This is a genomic window from Halosolutus sp. YCN4 (genome assembly GCF_059736495.1).
The window spans coordinates 688542-715307 of the sequence record NZ_JCASSM010000001.1 but is presented as its reverse complement, the minus strand read 5'-3'; the positions used below and the strand labels follow the sequence as shown (position 1 = coordinate 715307).

Genomic DNA, 26766 nt, shown 5'->3' with positions numbered 1-26766 from the left:
CTGTAGCCCACAGTTCCGATCGCAGGCGCTCAATAGCCGCTCATCGGCTGGCTGTTGACCGGGCTTACGGTTCCATCGACCCCGCTGGGGACGTCGACGCGACGCGCGACGTCGCCGATCGTCTCGACCGCGAGATCCGTCTCGGCGCGCTTCCGGTCGAGATACGAGAGGATCGTCCGCATTCGGCGATCGTCGCGCTCGTGCGTGAGATTGTTCGGATGGAGCCACATGTGGAAGACGCCGTCCGATCGCGCCGCCTCGTCGATCCCCCGCCGCGCGACCATCACCATCGGATCCGTCCAGATCGACTCCGCGACGGTCCGTGCGGCCCCCTCGAACCCGAAGAGGAACAGCGAGGCCGGCACGTTCACCAGCCCGTACTCGTCGACGATCGGTTCGACGAGGAACGACCGGTCGCGGACCGTCGAGTCGAAGACGGCGCGGGCCCCGTGGCGGTTCGGCGTCCGGCCGCGGTAGGCGGTGAGCCCCTGTTCGGCCAGCACGTCGCGGTGGCCGACGTCGTTGCGTGGGTAGATGAACGAGTCGATCGTCAGGTCCCACTCGGCCGCGATCTCGCGGCTGCGCTCGAGTTCGGCGACCGCGAGTTCGCGGTCCGTCTTCGGGTGCCCGAACAGGACGTGGGAGAACGAGTGGCTGGCGAACTCGTGGTCGACGTCGGCCTCGAGCAGATCCGTCACGAGGTCGGGGCCGAACCGGAGGTCCGCCCGATCGCGCCAGTCGGTCCGTTCCCGCTCGAACCAGCCGTCGGGCGCGGGATGATCGGCGTGGCGACCGTCGCAGGACGAGAGCATCAGGTGGCCCACCACGCCCCAGGTCGCGGGAATATCGAACTCGTCCAGCAACGAAAGCATGGTCGCCCAGCCGCGACGGCCCGCCTCGATCCGTCGCGGCGGCGGCGACGTGAAGTCGTGAAACCCCCACCCGAGTTCGGCATCGAGCGAGAGCACGACGCTACCCACAGCACCCACCCTGGTTACGGTGTGACATACCCGTGTCGAATTCGGTTTGGTCGTTTTGTTATTGATCACTTTTCGATCCTGACGGTGACCGAGAGTATTCCAGTAAGGTGAATCAGAGCCCGAAACGTTCAAAAGACTAATACGCGTCGATCGGTAGGGGGAGCGAACACCCCTCGCCGGGCAACCGCAGGGGGCTGTTACGTCTCTATAACAAAGCGCTCGTCTCGCCACCTGCATTTCAGCGGGCAGTCTCCCGATTCGATACTCACTACTCAATCATGAGCGGATCCCCACAGACGGCCGAGCGAGCGTTCGTGCTCGGTCTCGACGGCGTGCCGTGGCGACTCATCGAACAGTGGAGCGAGGGCGGTGATCTTCCCAACTTCGCCCGACTGCGCGAGGAGGGAGCCTCCGGACCGCTAGAGAGCACCCGCCCGCCGACGACTCCGCTCGCGTGGCCGTCGATCGCCACGGGTGTATGGCCCGACAAACACGGCATCTACGGGTTCCAGAACCTCTCGGCGGAGTACTCCCACGAGATGTACACGGGCCACGACGTGCGGCAACCGACGCTCTGGGAGCAGGTCGGCCCGGCCCACGTCGGGAACGTCCCGATGACCTACCCAGCCCGCGGAATCGACGGCACCATGGTGACCGGGATGATGACGCCGTCGACGGATCGGGAGTTCACCCATCCCCCCGAACTCCGCGACGAGATCGACGATCGGATCCCCGGTTACGAGATCAGTCTTGACTACCCCGATTACGCCGGTCGCCTCGACGAGTTTCGGGACGCCGTCGCGGAGATGCTCGCGAAGCGCCGGGAACTCCTCCGGCTGCAGATGGAAGAGGCGGGCGACGACTGGCGACTCTTCTTCTTCGTCTTCACGGCTCCCGATCGCTTCCAGCACCTCGTCTGGGACGAGGACCTGTTGCTCGAGCATTACGAACTGCTCGACGACCTGCTGGGCGAAGTCATGGCCTACACCGACGACCACGACGCCGACCTCTACGTGGTCTCCGATCACGGGTTCGGGCCGATCCACGAACTGGTCTACGTCAATCACTTCCTCGAGCGGAACGGGTACCTGTTCCGGGAGGAAGACGACGGCACGCGGGGTGCGCTCGCGAGTCTCGGGATCTCCCGGGACCGGATCACGGACGCGCTCGATCGAGTGGGAATCTCCGAGGAGGTGATCGTCTCGACGCTCCCGCGACGACTGGTCGACTCGGTCGCCGAGCAGATCCCGGGCGATCACGCGCTCTACGACGTCGATTACGATCGAACCAGGGCGTTCGTCCACGACGCCGGCAACGTCTACGTCAACGACACCGACCGCTTCGAGGACGGCGTCGTCGATCCGAGCGAGGTCCCGACGCTCAAGGAAGAACTCACCGATCTCTTCGAGTCGGTCACTGACGAAGACGGCAAGTCCGTCCTCCAGGTCTTCGACGGCGACGAACTGTTCCCCACCGACGAGACTTCCCCCGATCTCATCGTCAACGGCGTCGACGGCTACGAGGCGCGCAACTCGATCACGGACGAACCGTTCGGCGACACCGGATCGACCGCAGCGAGCCACCGCACGGAAGGAATCGTCTGCTGCCGCGGCCCGTCGATCGACCCGGGGGCGACGTTGCGCGGCGCACGCGTCGTCGACGTCGCACCGACGCTCCTGCACGGGATCGGCGAACCGGTCCCGAGCAACGCCGACGGGCGGGTGCTGTTCGACGCGTTCGACCCGGGTGCGACGCCGTCGACGACGAAAGTCGAACGAATCGACGTAACGCGTCGCGAACAGGCCGGGTCGGTCGACGACGATTTCACCGACGTCGAGGACCGGCTGAAGGGACTCGGCTACATGGAGTGACGGCAGGACGTTCGGACGTGAGGGAGGCTTCGGTCGAACGCGATCGGTCCGTCGTTTGGATCATCTCCGAGACTCGAGCGCATCACCGAGCCGATCGCTCAGAGTAACCGAGTCGTGAGGCCGTCCCAGACGATCTAAACAGTCTACACGGCGTACACGTTCTACACGTGCTACGAGTATGGCGAACCGTCACGGCCGGCGTTAGTCGGGTATCGGAGACGAATTTGCAGACAGGGCGTCGCAGAACGGTTCCTGGTGGCTGTCCCAGAACCCGACGCCGGGAGGAAGAAACTACGATTGCAGAAATCGCGATTTCTGCAATCGTACCATCCATACCGAGTTCGTCGGCGACGAGGGACGCGGTCCCGCCTCAGAGCCGTCCGGCACGACTGGGGCCCCGCTCGGCGCGCCCGGCGATCACCGCGATCGGACCCGATCGATCCCGGACTTCGCCGTCGCGTAGGCGGGGTAGAGCGCGTTGTAGGCGCTACTGGGGGCGTTGCGCGCGCTCGCGCGGAGAAGTCGATCGAGAAGCGGCGGGGACGACTCCGCGACGAGGTCGTCGAGGTCGGCGTCGACGAGCCACTCGAAGAAGGCGCGCTCCGGCGGCGAGGTCGGCTCTGTCTCCCGAATCCGCTCGCGGATGTCCTCCCACATGTATCGCTCGTCTTGGCCGAGCACCCACTCGCCACGGTCGAGCGATCGGCGCAGGTCGCGGTAATCCGCGTCGTCGAAGGGGTAGCCGTGGTCGGTCGGGTCCAGTCCCGAAAGTCGAAGCCCGACGGCGGTCCGGTAGCACTTCTCGCAGTCGCCGCAGTTGCCGTCCATGCGATCGTTGCAGGTCTGCAACTGGAGGTCGGGGTCCGCGTCGCGAACGTAGTCCGCGATCACGTCCACCCGTTCCTGCCGAGTGAGTTCGTAGCCGTCGTGGTGACACTGCGTACCGGCCCACCTGACGTGGTCGTCGATGTCCGGCCGGGACCCCCATTCGAGATCGATGCCATCCCAGTGGGTCGCGGCGACGTAGATATCGCTCATCCCGCGGGCGTAGGCGAGCGGCGCACAGAGGCCGAGCAGTCCGAGGCCGTGGCCGACGGAACTGTACCACGCCCCGTCGACGAACCGCTTGTAGTGGGCCAGCAACATCGGGTGGTCGAGCGCGGCGAGCATGTTCGACTCGACGAACGCCGCGTCGAGGTCGTGGTCGTCGGCGAATCGAGTAACGCGCGTGCGCAACTGGTCCCACTTCTCGTCGTCGGCCCGATCGGGCGTGATCGTCCAGCCGCGAACGCTGATCAGGGTCGGGGAGTCCTCCCGGTGGCGGACGTACGAACACATCGAATCGACGCCACCGGTGAACAGCAGGCCGCTCCCGCCGTCCGCATCCCCGGCGCGATTCGAATCGGGTGCGCCGGACCCGTGAGCCGGGTCCGGATCGATCGTCCGGCGGGCGTAGAGCTGTCCGCCCTCCATGAAGTCGTACAGCGAGAGCAGCGTGGCCTTGACGTCCTCGAGCGCGCGGGCGAACGTCGCGTCCACCTCGTCGACGTAGACGTCGGCCCCGTTGGCCCACGCGACGGGACAGAGCTGTGCGAGCACGGGGACGGCGAGCACGCCCTCTGGAACGTCCTCGATCGGGACGTCGTAGCTGGTCCTGAACGGTTCGCCCGTGAGAAACCGCCGGAGATCGGGTGACGCCCGGACCGTACACTCGAGGAGCGTCCCGTCAGCCGTGAGATCGGTAATGGTAAAGGACATTGGGAGTCGCGTTCGCCCTGGACGAATCACGGACGCGTACAAAAATCGCGACCACCGTTGAATTCCCGGCGTCTCGGAAACCGACTCGTAGCGACACGCGCCGGACCGTCAGGGATTCCGTACAGTCGTCGCCCGATCGATCGGCGGAGCAGCGGAACGAGCGCCCAACGGCGGCGAATTCGGCTCGCGAGCGTAAGATCACTATAACAAACCGCACGATGAACGTGACTCTGCTCGACACATGCGTATCGAGACCCCATCGGAACGCGCCGGGAGGGAGGCGAGATGAGACGGTCGAGACTCGACGTCACCTTCGCCGCGGGGTTCGCCGCCGTCGCGATCGGGATCCTCGTCGCGCGGGCCAACCCGGCGACGGCGTACGAGGCGTCGCTGTACGCGGCGACGCCGACGGTGACGTGGGCCGCGTTCGCGATCGCGCTGGCGATCGCCGTCAGTACGGCCCTGGCCTGTCGCGGCCGCCCGCAGACGATCGGGATCGGACTGGGCGCGCTGACGACGACGGCGATCGTGAGCCTGCCGCTGATCAGGAACTACCGCTTTTCCGGCATGGGTGACGCGCTGACGCACCTGGGGTGGACGCGCGACATCGTCGAGGGACAGGTCGCCCCGCACGAACTGTTCTATCCGGGCGTTCACTCGCTGGCGTCGGTCTTTCACTTCGTCGGCGGCGTCCCGATCGAGCGCGGCCTGCTCCTGTCCGTGGTCGCGCTGTTCGTCCCGTTCCTGCTGTTCGTCCCCCTCGTCGTCCGGGACGTGACCGGCGACGAACTGGCGATCGGCGTCGCGGCGATCGTCTCCTGGATGATCCTGCCCATCAACAACATCGCGACGCACATGGGGGTGCACACGAACTCGAACGCGCTCTTCCTGGCACCGGTCGCCATCTTCGCGTTCGTCTCCTACCTCCGGCGACGGGCGACGATCGAACGGCTGCCGTTCGGCCTCTCGCCGTTCAGCGTCCTCATCTACCTGACCGGGATCACGCTGCTGCTCGTTCACCCCCAGCAGATGCTCAACGTTGTCGTCCTGCTCGGGGCGATCGCCGGCGTCCAGTTCCTCGCCCGCCGACGGTACGACGACCACCCGATCGTCGACCACTCGACGACCTACGCCCACACGGTCGTCCTGGGGGCGCTCTTTGGCCTCTGGGCGATGAGCAAAGAGACGTTCAGGCGCGCCGTCGGGGGCCTGGTCATCGGTCTGCTCTCGGAGGACGTCGGCGCCGGTGCCGAAGTCGACCAGACCGAGTCGTCGCTGACGGATATCGGCGGCAGTCTCGGCGAACTGTTCGTCAAACTGTTCTTCGAGATGGCGCTGATCGCCCTCGTCGTCGGCCTGTTCGTCCTCGCGACGTGGATCGGCCGGACGAAACTCGATCGGGAGACGAAGTCGTTCGTCACCTACTTCGGCCTCGCGCTGGTGCCGCTCGGCGGGATCTTCCTGGTCTACATGCTCGGCACGCCGACGATGGCGTTTCGCCAGGTCGGGTTCATCTTCGTCCTCGTGACGATCCTCGCCGGGATCGCCATCGCACAGGCGATCGGCGGCCTCTCCGGGATCGTCTCGCGTCCCGGCGCGAACGCGATCGCCGCGGTGGTACTCGGGGCCTGTCTCGTCCTCGGACTGATGACGGTCTTCTCGTCGCCGATCATCTACGATCCCGGCCAGCACGTGACCGACGAGCAGTTCAGCGGCTACGAATCGGCGTTCGAACACGGCGTCGAGGACCGTCCGCACGTCGGTCTCGGCTACGACCCCTACCGGTACGACCACGGGATCAACGGCGTCGAACGCGAGGGAGTGCTGAGCGGGGCGTCGGCCGCGAGCGGCGAGGTCAACGCCACCGAGTTCGAAGCCGGGAACTACAGCGGAGCCTACCACGGTTCCGACTACTACCTCTCGATCACCGAGTGGGACGAAACCCGCGAGATCGGCGTCTACAACGAACTCCACTACAGCGAGGACGGCATGGCCGGTCTCGAGACCGATCCGGGCGCGAACAAGGTGATCTCCAACGACGGGTACAGGCTGTACGCCGTCGACAGCGACTCGCCCGCCGCGTCGTAACCGATCCAAAGACGCTCCTAACAAAGCCCGCGCCGGTCCACGGTTCGGTTCACCGAGTCACGATGGCCAGGGACGAGTCAGTGAGCCGATCGACCAGCCCGGAACCGGAATCTACCCGCGGGCCGGCTACCGAGACCGATCGCGCCGCAAAGCGCGGTCGCGGGCCGGACCGATCGGCCGACCAGCCGACTGTAGCGGCGAGAGACGACGACCGCGACGTCAGACCCTACACGACTGCCGATCGGGACGCCGTCGTGGCGCTGTACGAATCGATCGGGCGACGGCAGGTCGAGTCGTGGTTCCGGTGGAAGTACGAGGAGAATCCGTACGCCGACGGCGTCCCGATGGTGGTCGCCGAGCGGGGCGGCGAGATCGTCGCCGCTGCACCGTGTTTTTCGCTCGCGTTTTCGGTCGGCGATCGACGTCTCCGCGTGGGCCAGCCCGCCGACCTCGAGAGCCGGCCCGACGAACGCGACCAGGGACTCGAGTCGGACCTTCTCGGACGGCTCGAAACGCACTGCCGGACCCGTGACCTCGCCCTCTGTACCACCTTCGCTAGCGGCAGGGACGTCGCGAGGCGACGAGAACTCGGTTGGGAGCCCGTCGGAACGGTCCCGACGTACTACCGGCTGCAGCGACCGACTGCGATACTCGGCGGCGGGGAGCGATCGACGCACCGCTCGCGCGTGGCACGTCCACTGGCTTTAGTGTATCACCGCGCACGTGAGCGGCTGGCCGAGCGGCCGTCGGACGTGATTGTCCACCGGTTCGCCGACGTTCCCGTTCGACAGTTCGTGACGCTCGCGGCCCAGGCGTCACCGGGGGCGCTACACGCGACCCGGGACGAGCGGTTCTACGAGTGGCGGTTCCGGAACCCGCTCTGGTCGATCGACGCGTACCTCGCGACCCGCCGGGGCGACCCGATCGCGGGCGTCATCACGGGAACGAAGACCGAACGCGACGGGACGGAGCTGACCTGCCTCTTCGAGGTCGCGCCCCTCGCACCGACGCGATGCCGGGACGACGGCCTTCGGGCGATCCTCGATCGCCTCGTCGCGGATCGCCGGGACGTCGATCTCCTCGCCGCGAGCGGCACCGCGATACCCGGCCCGGTGCTCGGCCAGTTCGGGTTCCTCGCCGACGACTCGGGCCCGCTCTCGCGGGTCACCTCGCCGACGACGCAGCTGGCCGTCCCGCTCGCCCCCGACAGCGGCGGTCACGAGTGGACCGTCGCCGGAAGAGCGATCGCCGACCCGTCGAACTGGGCGCTCACGTTCGCCGACCGGGCGTGGTAATGACCGCTTCTGCCGATCGTAATCCGCAACTGCCCGGTCCGGTCGACCGTTTCTCCGACAGACCCGACGCAACCGATCGGGCTCTACAACCGGTTATACGGCCGCAATAGGGCGCTAGTGAGCTATTTACTCGGGTAACATGGAGTTTGTCGCGGCGATCGATCGCTTCGATTCAGCGACCGTAGTCATAACTTTGGAACAGTTTCGTCGTACATTCTGATCGTTTCTGTAGCGCGAAGAATATATTCTGTAAATTTAATCCATATCGGCAAAGAAAAGTTTATGAGCGTAAGCCGAAGTTACGGAAGTGTATGGCGCAGAACCCCCGTACGTCCGAAGCGGACACCGCTCCGAACAACGGCAGTAACACGCGATTAAGCCGCCGTACCTACGTGCGAACGATCGCGACCGCCGCAGCCGCGACGGTTACCGCCGGCGCGGCCGGTTCCGCTTCGGCCGACGAGGAGTACGAGGAAATCCCTGCCGAGGGCCAGACCATCGACATCGGCGATGGAGAGACCTGGGAAAACAAGCTGATCGACCTCACCACCGGTGGGGACATCGTCATCACGGCCCAGGGAACCGACTGGACGATTCGCAACGTCGGGTTCAAGGGCAAGAACACCTCCGGGACCGGCTCCGCGACGTTCGGGGTCGCCGACACGGGTGGGAACACGAGTACCGTCGAGAACGTCTACCTCGGCGACGGCGCCGACGATCGCAACGCGAGTTCGAGCGGTCACGGCCAGACCGCGTTCTGGGTCCACCCCGACCACAGCGGCCACCTCGACATCCAGAACGTCAACGTCCAGGGCTACGCGGACAACGCGATCTACGCGTCCGCGCCCGGGACGGGCGGCGGCGGGACGGTCCACATCGACAGCAGTTTCGCCGCCAACTGTTACGTCTCGCACTTCCGACTCGCGACCGAGGGCAGCAAGGTCACCAACTCCAGCGTCTACGTCGACGAGGAGGGGTACGCCGGCCGTGGGGTCTGGGCGTGGGCACCCGGCACGATCGAGGTCGAGGGCTGCCAGATCGAGATGAACGGCCAGAACACGGCGATCGACGCCGGCGCGAACGGGAGCGCGACGACCGTCTCCGTCCGCGACACCGACTACGACGAGCAGGCCGGCATCGCCGAACACGCCGGCTCGAACGTCCAACTCGAGGACGACGTCGGCACCGATCCCGAGGCGTTCATCCCGGACGGCGTCCCGACCTCCCCCGAGGCGGCCGCCAGCGGCTCCGGTGAGTAACGACGAGCTCCCGCGACGGCAGTTCTTCGACCCGCTGACGCTCCCTCCGACGGTCCCCCGCTGACGCATCGGCCCATCGAGACTCCCCGCCGACGCCGTGCGGTCCTCCCCACAGTTCTGTTGCTCGCTGGATCGTTTCGCCGACGTCTCCCAGGTACCGCGGTCGCGTCTCACTCCAGCCGCGTTTCTCGTCACCATAGCTCCGCAACGCGACGACTGCTCCGATCGATTCCGGCCGGGAATCGACGTCCGGGTCGCAAGCGTACGGACGGTCCAGGCACCCTCGACGTTCGACTCGTTGCCGTCCGGTCGCAGGAGTAACACCGAATTACCGCCGATCGATCGACCGACCTCTCGGGACGTCGATCGGTTGTAGAGCGATCAGTGGCGCTTCCATACCGCGGATACAGCCGCGTATCGGGTTTTGTGGCCACTGTGACGTCGCGGCCGAGTAATATCGAGTTACTCGACTGGTGCCCTGAATTTTCGATCCCGATGTTTCCGTCGGAAAACACTCATGGAATACGTAACGAACACGACGATGTCTATTACAGTCTGTTAATTTTAGGGTTGTAGTAGCGGAAAGTTTATTCGGGTAGTCTCGAATTACCGTCTATATGGCACGCGAACCTTCGGTACTGGACGACGCGGACGCCGTCGACGCCGACGCCGAATCGGCCGACGAGCGCGATAACGACGGATTACTGCACCGGCGATCGTACATGAAACTCGCCGGGGCGACGACCGTGGCGGCAGCCGTCGCCGGCACCGCCGGCGCGGACGACGACTACGACGTCGTCGAGGCACGCGGCCAGGTCGTCCGGGTCGGTGCCGGCGAAACCTACGAGAACAAACTGATCGACCTCACGACCGGGAACGACTTCCTGATCCTCGTCGAAGGCGGGGACGCCACGATCCGGAACGTCGGGTTCGAGGGACTCTACCGCGGGAGCCAGTTCATCATCTCGATCACCGCCGGCAGCGGCGACGTCCTCGTCGAGAACGTCTACCTCGGCGACGGGGCGACGAAAGAGGGGGCGAGTTTCGTCCACGGCCCCGGTGCCGTCTTCATGCACAAGCGCAGTAACGCGGACGTGACGTTCCGCCGCTGTAACGTACAGGGCTACCCCAACAACGGCTTTTACTGCTCCAACACCGCAACCGGCGGCAGCGTCCGCTTCGAGAACTGTTTCGGCAAGAACAACGGCGTCTCGACGTTCCGGTGTGCCGGCGGTAACGACGAGATCGTCAACTGCGTCGCGTACAACGACACGACCGACTACGGTCCCGGCTACGGCGGGTTCTCGGAGACGAGCGGGCGACCGGTCTGGGTCTGGAACGGCGGAACCGTCACGATCCGCGACTCCCACTTCGCCGACGGACCGTACTCGTACTCGATGGTCGCCGGGGCCAACGGCTCGCCCGGTCGCGCGACCTTCGAGAGCGGCGGCTACCGCGGGACGATCCGGCGGGCGAGCGGTTCCACCGTGAACGTCGCCAGCAGCGTCTCGCGCGATCCGGATCTCTCGATCCCCGAGGGCGTCCCGACGTCCGCGGAAGCGGCCGCGTCTGGCGGGAGCGTCGGATCGAGTGCCAGCACCTCCGTCGGCGCGGACGGCGACGAGGACCTCTCGAACGTCGTCCTGATCGACGGCGACGCTGCGGACGTCACCCGCTACGAGTTCGAGGTCGATGGGGCGGTCGAGAAGTCGACCGCCGAGGGTGCCTCGGTCGACGGCGAAGACACGATCGAGGACGGCGTCGTCCAGGGCATCGTCGCCGACTGGAAGGACGCGTTCCGGTTCAGCGGCGACCTCGAAGGGCTGACCGTCGACGGGCCGGGGACGGTCCTGGTCAACGGCGACGAAGTCGATCCGGCCGAATTCGGGCCCGACCTGCCCCACGTCCTCGAAGTCAGGGGAGACGGGACGCCGGCGAGCTACGAGATTACCGTCGACGGGCGGATCGAACTCGACGGGAACGCGGACCCGGACGACGACGACGTCACCACGGTTTCCGGATCGACCGTCCAGAGTTCGATCGACGACGGGACACAGACGTTCCGGTTCGCCGGTGCGCTGACCGACGTGAGCTTCATCAACGGCGACGCCGACGTCGTCCTCGACGGCGAGGCGATCGACGTCGACGAGTACGGCGAGCACGAGTTCCTGCCGCACGCGCTGGTCATCGACGGCACCGACTCCGATGGCGCTTCGAGTTACGCCTTCGAAGCCAGCGGCTCGGTCGTCCGGTCCGACTATCGCGGCGCGTCGATCGACGACGAAGACGTCGTCGAGGGATCGGCCGTGCGCGGCGTCGTCGGAGACTGGCTCGACGCCTACTGGTTCGACGGGAACATCGAGGAGTTCACGCTCGTCGGGGACGCGACCGTCGACGTCCAGCACAACGCTCGCAACCGGTAGCCCGGCTCACGGGTTCTGCGCGTTTCTGCCGCGTACACGATCAGTACCGGAGACGATTTTTCCGTGGTGACCGGCGTCGGCACGTCGAAAGCAAGGGTGGCTCCCGCGCCCGGAGCGGCGAGCTGGCACGCGATCCGTTCCGGTACTGGCTGACGGTCACCGGGAGCCGATAGGCTGTAGGAGCGTTCACAGTAAAAGTCCTTCCCGGCAACGTGGTCGCCCTGGGACCGGTACCACGGAGAGACAGGCGAACGCGATCGGCGAAGCGAACTGGGTCGCGAATCCAACGTCCGCGGTCACTCGATCCGAGACAGTTTCCCGTCCACGGTCCGCTCTCGTTCCCGGTTCGTCACGACGTGGGCCACCGACAGCAGGAAAAACGCGGCGACGACGACGCCCGCGAGTGCGATCGTGGGTATCGCAGACAGTACCGGAACGCCGAGGAACGCGCCGCCGACGAGGGTCGCTCCGACCACGCTAAGCACGGCGTACCACCGATCCCAGCGGTCCTGGCGATGAGTGTCCGTATCAAGGTACATCATCAACAGATCGGCGTTGTCCGCAAGCGAGATCAGCCCCGGTCCTGATCGTATTCGACGATTCCGGCGTCGTCCATCTTCGGGAGGTGGGTCTGGTAGAGGGCGACGTACACCCGTTTACGCTGGTCCGAACTGAGCGCGTTGACATCCGTGTCGTTCTCCCAGGCGGCGATCTGTTCGGCGAGTTCGCCGAGGGTAACCGTCTCGTCGGCCTCGAGCAGGTACGTGAGGACTTCTCGGCGGCGGCGGTTCTTCAGGAGTTCGAAAATGACGTCCTTCGAGAGTCGCTCGTCTTCGTCGGAATCCGCGACCGAGGCGATTTCGTCAGGTAACGATGTATCGATCGAGGACATTATCGCTGACCTCCGGACGCGCGTCGTCCACGCCAGCGGTCCCAGAGTCGACGATCGAAAAGATCCCCGGACTGTCGGACCGACAGTGACCGTTGTACGTTCGTTGGGCTCGCAATCACGATTGACACACCAAGTGGTACACCAACAGAGACACTCTTAAGCACGGCCACGTTTTGCACCGGCTGCAAACACGGTACGGATCGTCTTCGGGGCTTATGACCGCTCGAAGCCCGCGAACGCGAGCGACGTTGCGGTCCGCCGAGCGAGACGACTGCCGGTATCGAACGATTGTGTGAACGTATCGTTCGCGTACGTCGCTGTCGGGATCGGTGATGCGAGCGTCGACCACGGTCCGGCGGGCAGGTCAGCAACACGGCAGTGGGAAAGAACATTCGACTGCAGCGACATAAAAGCAAACGTCGGTTCGTCCCGGAAACACCCATTTACGCGGTGAACACTCGATTTACTTTGCGACCTCGCTGGAACGATGGAAACGTTTCATGTGCCACGTTCACGTCGCTCACGCTGGGGCGACGGACCCTCGATCGGTCCGTCGCGCCCGGACGACCCGATGGGACACGATTTCGACACGATCGTCGACCGTCCGTTCGGGACGGCTCGAACGGGCGTGTCGGTCATCTTCCTCCTCTCTTTGGGGGTTCACAGTAAGTCGGGGTTTCCCGCGAAACCATGTGAACCCCTTACAGTGCCTGCACGGTTTTCACCCGGTACTGATGACGCGGTCTATCATCGACACCAGGACCGAATCCGAGGAGACGGAGCCCGGCCTGTGTCCCGACTGCGAAACCGACACGATCGTCCACGACCCGGACCGAAGCGAACGTGTCTGTGAAGAGTGTGGACTGGTCCTCACGGAGGATCCGATCGACTACGGTCCGGAGTGGCGGGCCTTCAACGCACAGGAGCACGACGAACTCTCCCGCGTCGGTGCACCGCTCACCCAGTCGATGCACGATCGGGGGCTGACGACGACGATCGACTGGCGCAACCGGGACGCGAACGGTCACTCGATGTCGGCCGACAAGCACGGCCAACTCCACCGGCTCCGTGTCTGGCAGGAACGAATCAGGACGAAAAACGCCGGCGAACGAAACCTCAAGTACGCCCTGTCCGAGATCGACCGGATGGTCAGTGCACTCGGCGTTCCGAAACCGGTCAAGGAGACGGCGAGCGTCATCTACCGGCAGGCGCTCGAACAGGACCTCATCCGCGGCCGATCGATCGAGGGGGTCGCGACCAGCGCGCTCTATACGGCCTGCAGGAAGGAGGGCATTCCGCGCAGTCTCGAGGAGGTTACCTCCGTCTCCAGGGTCGACCAGCGCGAGATCGGCCGCACCTACCGGTACATCGCCGACGAACTCGGCATCAACCTGGAGCCGACGAACCCTCGTCAGTTCGTGCCGCGGTTCTGCTCGGAACTCGACGTCGACAAGAACGTCGAGACCAAGGCGGTCGAGATCATCGACGAGACGACCGAACAGGGGCTCCACTCGGGCAAATCGCCGACCGGGTTCGCCGCCGCCGCGATCTACGCTGCCGGCCTGCTCTGTGACGAGACGATCCCGCAGCGTGCGGTCGCCGACACCGCCCAGACGACGGTCGTCACGGTCAGGAACCGGTATCGCGAACAGCTCGAGGCGATCGATCAATCGCCGGCTACATGATCGATCGATCGTCGCGCAGGTAGGTGTCCTCGTCGACCACCGCGTGGAGGTTGTCGTACGGGACGAAGGCGATAAACTGGTCGTTCTCGTCGTACAGTTCGACTCCCTCCGCCACCTGCTCGTACCGCTCACAGGTGATCTGTCCCTCCGGTAGAATCGCACGGAACATACGATCCGGTACACCGTCCACGAGAATATACTGTTGGGCGAGACGCCAGCGGCCGGGTGCCCCGCCGATTCCCTCGATCGCGACCAGACCGCACACGGGAGCAGGGGGACGGCCGATCGATCGGGACCGAACCGATCCGCTGTTCGACTCCCGTCCTCACCCCGGTGATCGAACTGGTCCGTGACAACTCGGCCGGCCCCGCAGGCTGCCGGTTTGCGATAGTATTACCATAATAGTTATTGATTTTGCATCGCAACGATCGGACGCGGTATCCGCTCACCACTACCGCACCCGTCCGGTCACCGACCGGGCGAGGATTCTCGCGTCGCCGGCCCATCGACGCAGCAGTCTCTCGGTCACCCCGAGCGCCCGCTCCCGCACCGCCGAGCGAAATCGGTTTACCCCCACCGCCGTTAGCCCCGGCAGTGACTGACGACCGGTCCTCGCCAGCCGATCCCGACGAATCGCCCGACAGCGAGCAGTCAGCGAGCAGGGACGCGTCATCCGAGGAGGCCGACGCCAGCGACGCGATCGATCGCCTCTCGCTCGCGGACTTTCACGACGCCTCCCAGGCGGTCGGCCGACCGGTACTGACCGCGGCTGCCGTCTCCCGCGCGCTCGATCTCACCCACGAGGCGGCCAGCGAGGCGCTCGAGGCGCTGGCCGACGGCGGCGACCTCCAGCGACTCTCGGTCGGGACCGATCCCGTCGTCTGGTACCCCAGCGAACTGGAGGACCTGACCGATCGGGAGCGCGTGATCGTGTTCCCGAAGCGCCGCGAGATCGTCGTCGATCGTCCCGCACAGTTCACGCGCGCACAACTCTCCCAGTTCGCCCACCTCGCGGACGCCAACGGCGACGACGGCTACCGCTACGTCGTCAGACCCGAGGACGTCTGGGGGACGCCCCACGACAGCTTCGAGGCCCTCCGCCGAACGATGCGACAGGCGATCGGCGGGCGATCGGACGCGTTAGAGGACTGGGTCGAGAGCCAGTGGGACCGGGCCCACCAGTTCCGACTGACGACCCACGAGGAGGGCTACACCGTCCTGGAGGCCAAGAGTGCCGAGATCATGGGGAACGTCGCTCGCCAGAAACTCGACGAGGAGCACGTCCACGCGCCGATCTCCGACACGGAGGACTGGGTTCGCGAGGGATCGGAAGCCGCGATCAAGCGGATCCTCTACGAGGCGGGCTACCCGGTCCAGGACCACCGGGACCTGGACTCCGGCGATGCCCTCCCGATCGACCTCGAGGTTCGGCTCCGGGACTACCAGCGGACGTGGGTCGATCGGTTCGCGGAGGCCGGCGAGGGCGTCTTCGTCGGCCCGCCGGGGAGCGGCAAGACCGTCGCGGCCGTGGGCGCGATGGCGCACGTCGAAGGCGAGACCCTGATTCTGGTGCCGAGCCGGGACCTCGCTCGCCAGTGGGCCGACGCCGTCCTCGAATACACCTCGCTCGAACCCCAGCAGGTCGGCCAGTACCACGGCGGTCGGAAGGAGGTCCGGCCGGTGACGATCGCGACGTACCAGATCGCGGGGATGGATCGACACCGATCGCTGTTCGACGACCGCGAGTGGGGTCTCGTGATCTTCGACGAGTGCCAGCACGTCCCCTCGGACGTCTATCGGCGGAGCACCCACCTGCAGTCGCGACACCGCCTCGGGCTCTCGGCGAGTCCGATCCGGGAGGACGATCGCCAGCAGGAGATCTTCACCCTCGTCGGCCCGCCGATTGGCACCGACTGGGAGGCGCTGTTCGAGGCCGGCTTCGTGGCCGAACCGGAACTCGAGATCCGGTACGTCCCGTGGGGCGACGAGGAACAGGGCAACGCCTACGCGTCCGCGGAGGGCCGCGAGAAGTACCGGATCGCCGCGCGGAACCGGGGCAAGGTCGACGAGGTCCGCTACCTGCTGTCGGCCCATCCCGACGCGAAGGCGCTCGTCTTCGTCGACTACCTCGAGCAGGGTCGGGACATCGCGGCCGCCCTCGACGTCCCCTTCCTCAGCGGGGACACCCCACACCACGAGCGGCGACGCTTGCTCGACGAGTTCCGCCAGGACGAACGCGACCTGCTCGTCGTCTCGCGGGTCGGCGACGAGGGGATCGACCTGCCGACCGCCGACCTGGCGATCGTCGCGTCCGGCCTCGGCGGGTCGCGCCGGCAGGGCACACAGCGCGCCGGTCGGACGATGCGTCCCGCCGGCGGCGCACTCGTGTACGTGCTCGCGACGCGCGGCACCCGCGAGGAGGACTTCGCCCGTCGCCAGCTCCAGCACCTCGGGCGCAAGGGGATCACGGTCCGCGAAGAGAACGTGGATCGCGACGGCGATCGCGACCGCTAGCCGACCTCCGTCTCGAGCGGCGGCGTGTCGGCGTCGGCCGACTCGACGGCGTCGACGCTGACGACGACGGCACCCCGCTCGAGTTCGCGTCGCAGGAGCGCCTCGTCGGCACCCCGATCGACGCCCTCGAGCGCGACCCGTGCATCCAGATCGACGGTCGTGTCGTTCAGGCCGGGCGAGACGCCCCGGACGGTCGCGCGTTCGAGGCATTCGACCGCGTCGGTTCGTTCGACGATACGTCGTGCGCCGTCCGCGAGGTCACCGGCCGCGCGCAACGGGACGCGAACGGTGAGCGTCGCGGTGACGACAGTACTGATGCTGTTCATACGCCCCCCGCCGAGAGTCGAACTCGGCGGCCGGACCCGCGAGTGGGTCCGGCCGCTTCCGCTCCGTCGGCTGGACCGGAGCGTGGGATTCGTCGGGATCGACCGACGAACCGACCACGCTTTCGGCGACCGACAGTAGGCATCGGGGGGACCCACGTCACGCGAGGCGCTCGAACCGGACTCGCAGCACACTCCTTGCACACGCGTCGAGACGTGTCCGAAAACAGTGTCGCCGTCCGGCCGGGCGCGGGATCACGCGGCGTGGACGGCGGCGAATCCGACCGGCCCCGTCGAACCGGAGCGGGCGAGATCCCGTCCACTGCCACCGATCGCGAGCCCAGCGCGATTCGGGCTAGACGCGAGGACGCGCTTCCCGGCATACGTGAGTGCCGGAACGCGAGTCGATGGAATGGTCGGGATCATCGGTCGGAACGTATCGTATACATCCGGCGACGATGACATAATTGTTACCGAGGTGTGTTCACGTTGGCCACACTGTCGGGGCGATCGAAGTGCGGGCCCGATCGCACGGTGACGACGCTCCAGGTCCCGGGACCCGATCGGAAGCCGACGACGATTCGTCCGACCCAGTCGTCTCGTCGGTGTCGTCGTCCACGCCCGTCTCGGTCTCGACCTCGTCCTCGGGATTCGTCTCGGCCTCCTCCTCGACCGCCTCGCTCAGGCCTGCAAACCGGTGGGCGAAGGGACGATCGGCGGACGCGAAGTCGGGACGATCGGTGCAAATCGGGGCCAATATTCAAGGTCACGTGACGGAACTGTATGGATAACATGAACGAGTCGTGCTCAATCGGGGTGGGTGATCGGTGAGCGAGCAGCGGGAGATACACGTCGGCGAGAGCGCCCACGGCACCGATCTGCACCTGCCCGTCGTCGAGATCCTGACCGGTCGCGGGTTCGTCACCGGGAAATCGGGGTCCGGGAAGTCGAACACGGCCTCCGTCCTGGCCGAGGAGTTGCTCGACGCGGGGTATCCCCTGCTGATCGTCGACACTGACGGCGAGTACTACGGGCTCAAAGAGGAGTACGAGATGCTCCACGCCGGGGCCGACGAGGAGTGTGACATCCAGATCGGGCCGGAACACGCCGAACAGATGGCCACCCTCGCGCTCGAGGAGAACGTCCCGGTCATCCTCGACGTCTCGGGCTACCTCGACGAGGAAGTGGCCGACGAACTCCTCCGGAAGATCGCCCGCCAGCTGTTCGTCAAGGAGAAGAAGCTGAAGAAACCGTTCCTGCTGATCGTCGAGGAGGTCCACGAGTACATCCCCGAAGGGGGCGGTGTCGGCGAAACCGGCAAGCTCCTGATCAAGATCAGCAAGCGCGGTCGGAAACACGGCCTCGGAATTCTGGGGATCAGTCAGCGGCCAGCAGACGTGAAGAAGGACTTCATTACGCAGGCGAACTGGCTCGTCTGGCACCGGCTGACCTGGGACAACGATACGAAAGTCGTCGGCCGGATCATCGACACCGAGTACTCGGAACTCGTCTCGGACCTGAACGACGGTCAGGCGTTCGTCCAGACCGACTGGACCGAGGTCGACGTCCGGAAGGTGCAGTTCCGTCGCAAGCGAACCTTCGACGCCGGGGCGACGCCGGGGCTCGACGACTTCGAACGGCCCGAACTGAAGTCAGTCTCCGACGCCCTCGTCGGCGACCTCCAGGACATCTCGGAGCGCAAGGAACGAGAAGAGAACCGGATCGTCGAACTGGAGAACGAACTCGAGAAGAAAGAAAAACGCATCGAGACGCTCGAAAACGAACTCGAGTCGGCACGGGACGTCTCGAGTGCGGCGAAGCAGATGGCCGACGCGCTGACGCGGCCCGAAACCGTCCAGACCCACCTCCCGAACACCGACGAGGATCGGCGGCGACTCCACGAGGAACTGGCCGAACTCGAGGCGGAGCGCGACGATCTGGCGGCCGAGCGGGACGCGCTCGAAGACGAACTCGCCGATCGGGCCGACCGGATCCACGACCTCGAGGCGGAAGTCGATCGACTGCGCACCGAGAACGAACGGCTCCGGGACCGACTCGAGGAAACGAGGAGTGACGCCGGCGGCGGCTCCGAGCGCGACGCGGCCGGGGACGGGATCGTCCAGGCTGCCGGGGACGATCACGAGTTCGGCTACACGAACGAAGCGGAACTGGGTTCGGATGGGGAGATCCTCGTCGCCGACGACGGGTCGGACGCTCTCGGCGAATTCGGGCTGACGTGGCTCGACGACAGGATCACCCGCGCGTGCGAGAATTCACAGTGTTCGGAGCCGACCGCGCGTGAGGTCGTGGTCGAACTCGCCCAATCGGACCCGCTCGAGTCGGAAGCGGTCGCACGGGCCGTCGGGCGGTCGCCGGTCGCCGTCCAGAGTCTCCTCTCGGAACTGCGTACCGAGTCCGTCCTCGACCGGCCCGCGGAACGAACGTACACGCTGAGCGAGACGACCCGATCGAAACTGCGGGCGGCGATCGCCGGGGACTGATACGGATTGCTGTAACTATTTCCCGGCGATCACCACGGGGTCGGCGATCGGCGGTAAGTGACTACAGCAGTCCGTATGATACCGCCGCTATCTGGGGAGACGCGTTCCGACCGCCTCGATCGACGCCGGATCGAGGCCCTGGTGAACGGGGAGAACGACGACCTGCCGCGAGAGCCGCGTCGCGGTCTCGTACCGGGAATCTCCGAGAACAGACGGCGAGAGACGGGGCCACGTCTTGGGGTTCGAGACGCCACAGCGATCGAGCGTCTCCCGAAATCGTCGGGGATCCGACGCCCGGACGGGAACCACCTGCGGACAGATTCCTGGCCGTAGCGACTCGTACAAGAGGTCGACGTCGTCGTACGAATCGAGGACCCGACGCCACGCGCGATAGTTCTCGCGGCGGGCGCGACGAATGGCCAACGGGTCCGCGTCGGCGAGTACGCACGCCGACAGCTTCGACATGGGGGCTTTGCCCGCCTCGTATCGCTCCCGCGGGCCGGGAACGGATGGGCGAACCCGGTCGGGGACGATCGCGTCGATCACCTCCCGAACTCGACCGTCGCGAACGAGTCCGTGCGAGACGAGCGACGTGAGGGCGTACCGGAGGTCGGCCGCGGTCAGCCGATCGCGAACGCCGGCACAGCGGGAGGGCGTGTAGGCCTCGGCGACGGCGTCGTCGTTGCAGTAGAGCACCGCGCCATCGGGGATCGGCAGGAGTTTCCACAGACTCGTGACGCCGAGGTGGCCCCGCGTCCCGAGGAGGGTTCCGTCGTCGACGCTTATCGGGCCGTGCGCGTTGTCGTCGACGTGGTAGCAGTCGTACTCCTCGACGAGCGCCGTGAACTCCCCGAGCCCTGGCATCGGAAATCCGAAGTAGTTGACCGACATCACCGCCGCCGTCCGGTGGTCGATCCTGGTCTCGAGATCCGAAAGGTCCGGTGCGAGGGCCTCCCCGACCGCGTAGTACCGCGACTCGAGACCGAGGTCGTGGAACGGTTCGACGACTGCGTCCGGAAGGTAGGCCGGAACGAGGACGGTATCCCCGGAATCGACGAGCGCGGCGAGACCGTCCCGGAGGGCGACCTTACCCGATCCGTAGAACGTAGTGTCGCCGGCGTGTCGATCGAGAACCCTCTCGATGCGGGGCGACGAGTGATCGATCGTGATCCCCTCGAACAGGGACGGCGAATCGCTGATCATCCTCTCGAACGGCAGCCCGATGAGTGCGCCAGTACCGTCACGACGTCGTCAGTCGTCAGCGGAGCGGTTAGTGATGCACAGGGTACACGACGACCGGTGGCGACAGGCGGAACTTAGCCGGTCTACGCCCGCGCTTCCCGTCGTCGACGGCGAGCGCGAAGCGGAGGCATACACCCGTTCAAAGCGGTTGCATAACAAAGCCCGAACGAACGCACCACCAGCCCATGGAACGTGCGACGGACGACGACGGCGTTCGGCTCCTCGTGATCGGGCTGGACGCCGGCTGTCGACCTGTCCTCGAGCCACTGTTCGAGTCGGGGGTGATGCCGACCGTCGGGCGGCTGTTCGACGGGGGGACGAGCGGTCCGCTGGAGTCACAGATTCCCCCGTGGTCGGCGAGTGCGTGGCCGTCGCTCTTCACAGGGAAGAACCCCGGCAAGCACGGCGTCTACGACTTCCTCTCGTTCGACGGCTACGACTGGGACGTCGTCAACGCGACCCACGTCAGAGCGCGCGCGATCTGGGAACTGCTGAGCGATCGCGGACGGACGAGCGTCGTCGTCAACCTCCCGGTCACCCATCCGGCGCGCGAGTTCGACGGCGCACTGATTCCCGGACTGACGGCACCCGAGGAGCCGGCCTGTCACCCCGAGGGCATCCTCGCGGACGTCGAACGGGCCTGCGGCGAGTACCGGATCTACCCCCGGAGCGGCCCCGAACCCGATCGATCGATCGAGGGATACGAGCGAACGCTCGCGAGTCGGGGGGCGGCGTTCAGGTACCTCTGCGACCGGTTCGATCCGGATTTCGGATTCCTCCAGTTCCAGCTTACGGATTCGGTCTTCCACGAACGGCCCGGCGACAGGCGGGCGATCGAAGCGGTCTACGGCGCGGTCGATCGACAGATCGCCGAGACGATGGCGGCGATCGATCCCGAAAACGTCCTCGTCGTCAGCGATCACGGTATGGGGAAAGTCGAGGGCCACGAGTTCCGGGTCAACGAGTTCCTGCGCGAGCGGGGCTACGTCAGCGCCCGGAGCGGGGGCAAGGGAATGCCCAACTGGACGACGGCCTGGGAGAACGACCTCCTCGAGGGCGAAAACGCGAGCGAACGCGATCCGGGGCCCCTCCAGCGAGCGATGAACGCCGCCGCGACGGTCGGACTCACGACCCAGCGGGTCGCCGCCGCGCTGGACCTGGTCGGCCTGAAGGAACCGATCGGCAGTCGCGTTCCCAACGACGCGATCAGGGCGGCGAGCGAACAGGTCGACTTCCGTCACTCGCGCGCGTACGTGCGGTCGAAAAGCGAACTCGGCGTTCGGATCAACCTCGAGGGCCGGGAACCGAACGGGCAGGTCCCCCGGGAAGAGTACGACCGGATCCGGGACGAACTCGTCGAGCAACTGTCGGTCGTCGAGACGCCCGACGGCGAGCCGATGTTCGAAACCGTCGCGCCGAGAGAGACCGTCTTCGAGGGACCTCACGTCGAGGCGGCCCCGGACATCGTAACGGTGCCGACGGCGTTCGACAACGCGATCGCCGCCGATCTCGGAATGGGGACCTTCGGCGACCCGATGGAGCCGTGGAACCACAAGCGAACCGGCGTGATCGCCGCCTCCGGACCGGCGTTCGACGAGTCGGTCCCGCTCACCGACGCGTCGATCTTCGACGTCGCGCCGACGATCTGTTCGGTCTTCGACGTGCCCGTCGACGCAGCGATGGACGGCCGTCCGTTACCGATCGTCGACGAGAGCGCGACCCGGGAGTACCCGGCCTACGACGGGGACGCGATAGCGGTCACCGACGACGAAACCGTCGAGGACCGGCTGTCGGATCTCGGGTACCTGTAACGATGAGCGTCGAGGTCACAGCGCTCGATCCGCGAGGCGACGCGGACACGTGGAACCGATACGTGGAGCGATCCGACGGGACGAACCCGTTCTGTCGGGCCGAGGCGCTCCGGCTGCAGGCCGAGGACACCGGGACGACGCCGCACCTCCTGGCTGGGATCAAGGGCCAGGAGCCAGTCGGCCTCTTTCCGGTCTTCGAGTACGCGAAGGGGCCGGTCACCGGCGCGTTCTCCCCCGCACCGCGGTCGTGGTCGTGTTATCTCGGTCCGTCGGTCCTCGACGTCGCCAACCTCAAACGGCGGACGGCCGATCGGCGGATCCGGGGGTTCGTCGACGGCTGTCTCGAGTGGATCGACGACGAGATCGCGCCGCTGTACACCCGGATCGTGGCCGCCGAGTTCGACGACGTGCGCCCGTTCGTCTGGAACGGGTACGACGTCGAACCGGAGTACACCTACGTCGTCGACCTCGAGGGCTCCGCGGACGGTCTGCTCGATCGGTTCAGCAGCGACGCCCGGAGTAACGTCCGCAACGCGGACGAAGACGCCTACACGATTCGGGAGGGCACCGCCGACGACGTCGAGCGGATCGTCGAACAGGTCCGGCGGCGCTACGAGAACCAGGGCCGAGCGTTCCACCTGGGCACCGGATTCGCCCGGTCGATGTACGAGACCCTTCCCGACGGATCGATTCGACCGTACGTCTGCCGCGTCGACGGCGATTTTCTGGGCGGCATCCTCGTCGTCGAATCCGATCGGACGCGCTACCGGTGGCAAGGCGGCGTCAAGCCGGACGCGGACGTCGACCTGGCCGTCAACGACCTGCTGGACTGGCACGTCATGCGGGATGGACTCCGATCGGGGACCGAGCGATACGACCTCGTCGGGGCCGGCGTCCCGAGCATCAACTGGTACAAGGCGAAATTCGATCCGCGACTCGAGACGAACTACACCATCACGGCCGGGTCGTTCGGGGTCGACCTCATGATCGATACGTATCGCAAGCGCCACTGGGCCTGAACACGGTTCGTTGCAGCCGAAAAATCCAACGTGGCAGGCCCGGTGTCGTCGACGGGACGGTTACTTCTCGATCCAGTACGTGGACTTCCGGGCGTCGTTCAGACAGACCCGACTGGCGACGAGGTCCGCCCCCTCGAGTTTTCCGAGCGCGTAGCGAACCGTTCGGGCGCACAGTCGTGACTCCCGTGCGATCTCGTCCTGTGTTAGCTGCCCCTCGTACTCGAGGACCTTGTAGACGAGTTTCGAACTGGGTGGAAGCTCACCGAGCGACGGGGTCGACGCCTCTCCCTCGATCTCGGACTCGTGTTCGGACGTGCTCATCGTTGCCCCGATCGGCCACGGTGATCGTCTCGCGTCGGGGTCGATCGTGACGCTTCGCGTCGTGCCTGCGGTCGTGCCCAACCCGTGGCAGGACCCGGGGTCGAGCGTGGGGGTACTGGTGAATCCATCTGTACGCAATCGTGGGTGAGTGGGACGGTTATACGATGACGAACGTTCAAAAATATAGGTCGTGACTAATCTCCACGTGAACGCTCACCACTGTTGCGTGCGATCGTCCCATCGGAATAACGAGGGCAAAACACCCTCCCGCACGGCGAAATCGTCCCGTACGCGCCATCGCTGGGCTCGTCCCGAGGTCCGGTAGGCACGCCGTAGAATTGCGAGTGAGTGCGAGAACGGGCGCGCCCGTCCGGCGGGCCGTGATCCGTGGAAAAGTCGGATCGGCCGACACCGCCGAACACGCGCTCGCGGAGGTCGGGTCACCTCCGATGGGGGCCGTGGTGGGACGAAACGCTCACGCCACCGGTCGACCGTTCACCGAGGCGCTCACAGCGAGCCGACGCCAGCGGGAGCCGTCGACGACGGCCGCTCTCGTGTCGATACGATGTCGGGGTATCGAACCGGATGTGGCCGACACCTGCTCCGTGCGGGGACACGCAATCGCACGCAGGGTGCCGGGACGAGAACGGTGGACGCCGCCGAGACGTCCTTCGACGGGCAACTGGTTCGTGTTTGGGTCGATGAGGTCGCGATGGGCGATGGAGACGAACACGCCGTCATTCTGATTCCCTGAAATCAGCCCCCCATCGCCACGCCGCCACCCAGTTCGACCCCGCCGTCAATCGATCCGGCCGAGCGCGCAGTCGGCCGGGCCACCGATCCGTGAGTCGCCGATCCGTGACTAGCGTCGTTCTTTCGGGATGAAGTCGGAGGTCTTCATTTCGCGGTAGGTCGCACACTCGGGACAGGCGTGGACCACGTCGCGGTTGTCTCCGAACACGCGGGCGAACTGGCGGGTGACCTGGTGACCACAGTTGACACAGCGGGGGGCACTCGTTTGCTGACCGGACGTCATCGGCGTCCACTTGGCGTCGGTTGGTTCAGTCGACATCACCAACGCGTTGCCACAGAACGGTATTTAATATAGACCGCATAACTCGCGACGAGCGACGTAGTGGGACATTTCAACCCGAATTAACTGCCAAACGACACAGTTCAGAGATCGGCAGTGTTACGGTTCATATCGCCAGAAACCCATCATTTATAGACAGTAACACGGAGTTTAATGTCCATTCGAGGGCGGATTCGAGCCACTCTCCCGACCGACCGAGACCCGGGCGGAACCGGTCCGGCCCGAACCGACCGAACGGTGGCGACCCGGGCCGATCGATCGGCCGATGATCGGTCGATTCAGTCGGAAATCGCCGGACCGGCCGCCCCGGATCCGGGCCGGAACCGACGGCGGGTGAGTAGTGGCTGTATAGTAATCCCCTCGATCACCGTCAGCCATCGCTATGCAAGCCGTCGTTCTCGCAGCCGGTCAGGGAACCCGGATTCGACCGCTCTCCGAATCGCTGCCGAAACCGATGTTGCCCGTCGCGGACAGGCCGCTCGTGGCCCACACGGTCGACGCAGCGATCGACGCTGGGGCGGACGAGATCGTACTGGTCGTCGGCTACGAGCAGGAGACGGTTCGAGACTACTTCGGGGCGGAGTATCGCGGCGTCCCGGTCACCTACGCCGAACAGCACGAGCAGGCCGGGACTGCCGACGCCGTCGAAACCGCGAGCGATCGCCTCGACGGCCCGTTCGCGGTCCTGAACGGTGACAACCTCTACGACCCGGCCGGGATCGAACGGCTGTTCGACGCCTGTCCGGCAGTCTGTGCCGTCGAAGTGGCGGACCCCAGCAACTACGGCGTCCTCAGCACTGCCGACGGCACCGTCACCGACATCGTCGAGAAACCGGCAGATCCCCCGACGAACCTCGCGAACGCCGGGGCATACGCGTTTCCGGAGCGGGCGACCGAGTGGCTCGACGTGCCCGCGAGCGAACGCGGCGAACACGAGATCACGGACGTCCTCGCGACCGTCGTCGACCGGTTCGCCGTCACGCCGATCACCCTCGATCGGTGGCTCGACGTCGGTCGACCGTGGGAACTGCTGGAGGCCAACGAGTGGAAACTCGCCGACCAGGACCGACGAATCGACGGCGAGGTGAGCGACGCGGCCCACCTGGAGGGAAACGTGGTGGTCGAGTTCGGAGCCACGATCGAACCGGGCGTTCTCGTCGAGGGCCCGGCCCTGATCCGATCGGGCGCGTCGGTCGGGCCGAACGCCTACGTTCGCGGCGCGACGCTGATCGGACGGAACGCGTCGGTCGGTAACGGCGTCGAAGTGAAAAACAGCGTACTCTCACAGGGTGCTGCGGTCAACCACCTCTCGTACGTGGGCGACAGCGTCCTCGGGCGGGACGTGAACTTCGGCGCGGGGACGACCGTCGCGAACCTGCGACACGACGACGGGGACGTCCGGTTCACCGTCAAAGGCGACCGCGTCTCGACCGGTCGACGGAAGTTCGGGATCGTCGCCGGTGACGGCGTCAAGACCGGGATCAACACCAGCCTCACGCCCGGTCTGAAACTCTCGACCGGCGCGACGACCCGCCCCGGCGAAGTCGTCGACCGCGATCTCTGACGAACGGCGGGCGTCGCTCCGTCGACGCCGAGACCGGGCGACCGATCGATCGGCTGAATCGTCTCGATCGGCGTCCGATCGCGTGACGCGGGTGGTCTCGCGGCTACTCCGAGAGACCTGTCGCTAC

19 protein-coding genes and 1 pseudogene are annotated in these 26766 nt (G+C 66.0%); 11 read left to right on the top strand and 9 right to left on the bottom strand.

Annotated features, from left to right (window positions below):
• Positions 1 to 29 precede the first annotated feature (29 nt).
• A complete protein-coding gene (locus AC6I6X_RS03575) occupies positions 30 to 980 on the bottom strand; it encodes a polysaccharide deacetylase family protein (RefSeq protein WP_497929125.1) in 951 nt (316 codons plus the stop codon).
• A gap of 278 nt (positions 981 to 1258) precedes the next feature.
• On the opposite strand from AC6I6X_RS03575, the gene AC6I6X_RS03570 reads away from it, so the two are divergent.
• Positions 1259 to 2851, top strand: a complete 1593-nt coding sequence (locus AC6I6X_RS03570) for an alkaline phosphatase family protein (RefSeq protein WP_497929124.1) — start codon at positions 1259 to 1261, stop codon at positions 2849 to 2851.
• Positions 2852 to 3268: 417 nt separating this feature from the next.
• Here AC6I6X_RS03570 and AC6I6X_RS03565 read toward each other — a convergent pair whose 3' ends face one another.
• Positions 3269 to 4609, bottom strand: a complete 1341-nt coding sequence (locus AC6I6X_RS03565; RefSeq protein WP_497929123.1) for a hypothetical protein — start codon at positions 4607 to 4609, stop codon at positions 3269 to 3271.
• A gap of 285 nt (positions 4610 to 4894) precedes the next feature.
• Here AC6I6X_RS03565 and AC6I6X_RS03560 point away from each other — a divergent pair, with 285 nt between their 5' ends.
• The 4 genes from AC6I6X_RS03560 to AC6I6X_RS03545 all read left to right on the top strand — a co-directional run bounded on the left by AC6I6X_RS03560 (position 4895) and on the right by AC6I6X_RS03545 (position 11674).
• Positions 4895 to 6697 (top strand): hypothetical protein, encoded by a 1803-nt coding sequence (locus AC6I6X_RS03560; protein ID WP_497929122.1) that lies wholly within the window; start codon positions 4895 to 4897, stop codon positions 6695 to 6697.
• A 62-nt stretch (positions 6698 to 6759) separates the two neighbouring features.
• On the top strand, positions 6760 to 7992 hold the full coding sequence (locus AC6I6X_RS03555; RefSeq protein ID WP_497929121.1) for a GNAT family N-acetyltransferase: 1233 nt from the start codon (positions 6760 to 6762) through the stop codon (positions 7990 to 7992).
• 311 nt (positions 7993 to 8303) lie between these two features.
• A complete protein-coding gene (locus AC6I6X_RS03550) occupies positions 8304 to 9251 on the top strand; it encodes a hypothetical protein (RefSeq protein ID WP_497929120.1) in 948 nt (315 codons plus the stop codon).
• 617 nt (positions 9252 to 9868) lie between these two features.
• The gene (locus AC6I6X_RS03545) at positions 9869 to 11674 is read left to right on the top strand and encodes a hypothetical protein (RefSeq protein WP_497929119.1); all 1806 of its coding nucleotides are present in this window, start codon (positions 9869 to 9871) and stop codon (positions 11672 to 11674) included.
• Between the two features lie 296 nt (positions 11675 to 11970).
• Here the strand turns inward: AC6I6X_RS03545 and AC6I6X_RS03540 are convergent.
• Positions 11971 to 12566 (bottom strand): annotated as a pseudogene (locus AC6I6X_RS03540) (DUF7344 domain-containing protein).
• Between the two features lie 734 nt (positions 12567 to 13300).
• Between AC6I6X_RS03540 and AC6I6X_RS03535 the strand changes: the two are divergent.
• Positions 13301 to 14251, top strand: coding sequence for a transcription initiation factor IIB (locus AC6I6X_RS03535; protein ID WP_497929118.1), 951 nt, complete (start codon positions 13301 to 13303; stop codon positions 14249 to 14251).
• On the opposite strand, the gene AC6I6X_RS03530 is transcribed toward AC6I6X_RS03535, so the two are convergent.
• Entirely contained in the window at positions 14244 to 14420 is a 177-nt protein-coding gene (locus tag AC6I6X_RS03530; protein WP_497929117.1) for a hypothetical protein, read from the bottom strand. The genes AC6I6X_RS03535 and AC6I6X_RS03530 overlap by 8 nt on opposite strands.
• 425 nt (positions 14421 to 14845) lie before the next feature.
• Here AC6I6X_RS03530 and AC6I6X_RS03525 point away from each other — a divergent pair, with 425 nt between their 5' ends.
• The gene (locus AC6I6X_RS03525; RefSeq protein ID WP_497929116.1) at positions 14846 to 16765 is read left to right on the top strand and encodes a DEAD/DEAH box helicase; all 1920 of its coding nucleotides are present in this window, start codon (positions 14846 to 14848) and stop codon (positions 16763 to 16765) included.
• Here the strand turns inward: AC6I6X_RS03525 and AC6I6X_RS03520 are convergent.
• Positions 16762 to 17091, bottom strand: coding sequence for a hypothetical protein (locus AC6I6X_RS03520; protein ID WP_497929115.1), 330 nt, complete (start codon positions 17089 to 17091; stop codon positions 16762 to 16764). The genes AC6I6X_RS03525 and AC6I6X_RS03520 overlap by 4 nt on opposite strands.
• Positions 17092 to 17572: 481 nt before the next feature.
• A complete protein-coding gene (locus AC6I6X_RS03515) occupies positions 17573 to 17845 on the bottom strand; it encodes a hypothetical protein (protein ID WP_497929114.1) in 273 nt (90 codons plus the stop codon).
• A gap of 70 nt (positions 17846 to 17915) precedes the next feature.
• Here AC6I6X_RS03515 and AC6I6X_RS03510 point away from each other — a divergent pair, with 70 nt between their 5' ends.
• Complete coding sequence (locus tag AC6I6X_RS03510) at positions 17916 to 19589, top strand: ATP-binding protein (RefSeq protein ID WP_497929113.1); 1674 nt, start codon at positions 17916 to 17918, stop codon at positions 19587 to 19589.
• Between the two features lie 87 nt (positions 19590 to 19676).
• Here the strand turns inward: AC6I6X_RS03510 and AC6I6X_RS03505 are convergent, their stop codons facing one another.
• Positions 19677 to 20792, bottom strand: coding sequence for a DegT/DnrJ/EryC1/StrS family aminotransferase (locus AC6I6X_RS03505; RefSeq protein ID WP_497929112.1), 1116 nt, complete (start codon positions 20790 to 20792; stop codon positions 19677 to 19679).
• A gap of 224 nt (positions 20793 to 21016) precedes the next feature.
• Here AC6I6X_RS03505 and AC6I6X_RS03500 point away from each other — a divergent pair, with 224 nt between their 5' ends.
• Together AC6I6X_RS03500 and AC6I6X_RS03495 are read left to right on the top strand one after the other, a co-directional pair.
• Positions 21017 to 22642: an alkaline phosphatase family protein gene (locus AC6I6X_RS03500; RefSeq protein ID WP_497929111.1), complete on the top strand. Its 1626-nt coding sequence runs from the start codon at positions 21017 to 21019 to the stop codon at positions 22640 to 22642.
• A gap of 2 nt (positions 22643 to 22644) precedes the next feature.
• Positions 22645 to 23661, top strand: coding sequence for a lipid II:glycine glycyltransferase FemX (locus AC6I6X_RS03495; protein WP_497929110.1), 1017 nt, complete (start codon positions 22645 to 22647; stop codon positions 23659 to 23661).
• 60 nt (positions 23662 to 23721) lie between these two features.
• Here the strand turns inward: AC6I6X_RS03495 and AC6I6X_RS03490 are convergent, their stop codons facing one another.
• Positions 23722 to 23982: a MarR family transcriptional regulator gene (locus tag AC6I6X_RS03490; RefSeq protein WP_497929109.1), complete on the bottom strand. Its 261-nt coding sequence runs from the start codon at positions 23980 to 23982 to the stop codon at positions 23722 to 23724.
• Between the two features lie 862 nt (positions 23983 to 24844).
• Positions 24845 to 25054: a DUF7563 family protein gene (locus AC6I6X_RS03485; RefSeq protein WP_250142577.1), complete on the bottom strand. Its 210-nt coding sequence runs from the start codon at positions 25052 to 25054 to the stop codon at positions 24845 to 24847.
• A gap of 403 nt (positions 25055 to 25457) precedes the next feature.
• Here AC6I6X_RS03485 and glmU point away from each other — a divergent pair, with 403 nt between their 5' ends.
• Positions 25458 to 26639 (top strand): bifunctional sugar-1-phosphate nucleotidylyltransferase/acetyltransferase, encoded by a 1182-nt coding sequence (glmU, locus tag AC6I6X_RS03480; RefSeq protein ID WP_497929108.1) that lies wholly within the window; start codon positions 25458 to 25460, stop codon positions 26637 to 26639.
• Positions 26640 to 26766: the final 127 nt, after the last annotated feature.